Origin of the sequence: Limnohabitans sp. JirII-31, assembly GCF_002778315.1 — a bacterium.
Lineage (GTDB): Bacteria > Pseudomonadota > Gammaproteobacteria > Burkholderiales > Burkholderiaceae_C > Limnohabitans.
The window spans coordinates 1-654 of sequence record NZ_NESA01000044.1 but is presented as its reverse complement, the minus strand read 5'-3'; the positions used below and the strand labels follow the sequence as shown (position 1 = coordinate 654).

At 58.4% G+C, this 654-nt stretch carries 1 protein-coding gene; it reads left to right on the top strand.

Annotated features, from left to right (window positions below):
• On the top strand, positions 1-654 hold a 654-nt coding region (locus B9Z41_RS16880), incomplete at both ends, for a calcium-binding protein (RefSeq protein WP_304441806.1).

Genomic DNA, 654 nt, shown 5'->3' with positions numbered 1-654 from the left:
CGCGTAACGGCACCGAGGGTGCGGACTACATGGTCGGGTTCACTAACTACGCCAGCCGCATCAACGGCTTGGGTGGCAACGACACGCTGATTGGTGGTAACCAGGACGACGTGTTGGACGGGGGTGAAGGCGATGACTCGTTGAGCGGAGGATACGGCAACGACACGCTGATGGGAGGTGCAGGTAACGACACTCTCAATGCAGCAGATGGCAACGACACGTTGACGGGCGGTGCAGGCAACGACAGCTTGTCTGGAGATTATGGAGACGACACGCTCACAGGTGGGGAGGGCAACGACTACCTCTCGGGAGGATTCGGAAGCGACACCTATGTGTTCAACCAAGGGGATGGGCAAGACACGATCAACGACTATGACTATTGGACGTGGCAAGACACAGACACCTTGCAGTTGGGGGCTGGGTTGTTGATGGGTGACATGCAAATCAGCCAGGAGGGTGAGGACCTCAAGCTGAGCTGGGGCACAGACACGGTCACCCTACAGAGTTACTTCAACAGCAGCGCGTACTACCAAGTGGAGAAGATCAGCTTTGCGGACGGCACGGTGTGGGGCGTTGGAGACATCGCCAGCAGGGTGACGCGTAACGGCACCGAGGGTGCGGACTACATGGTCGGGTTCACTAACTACGCCAGCC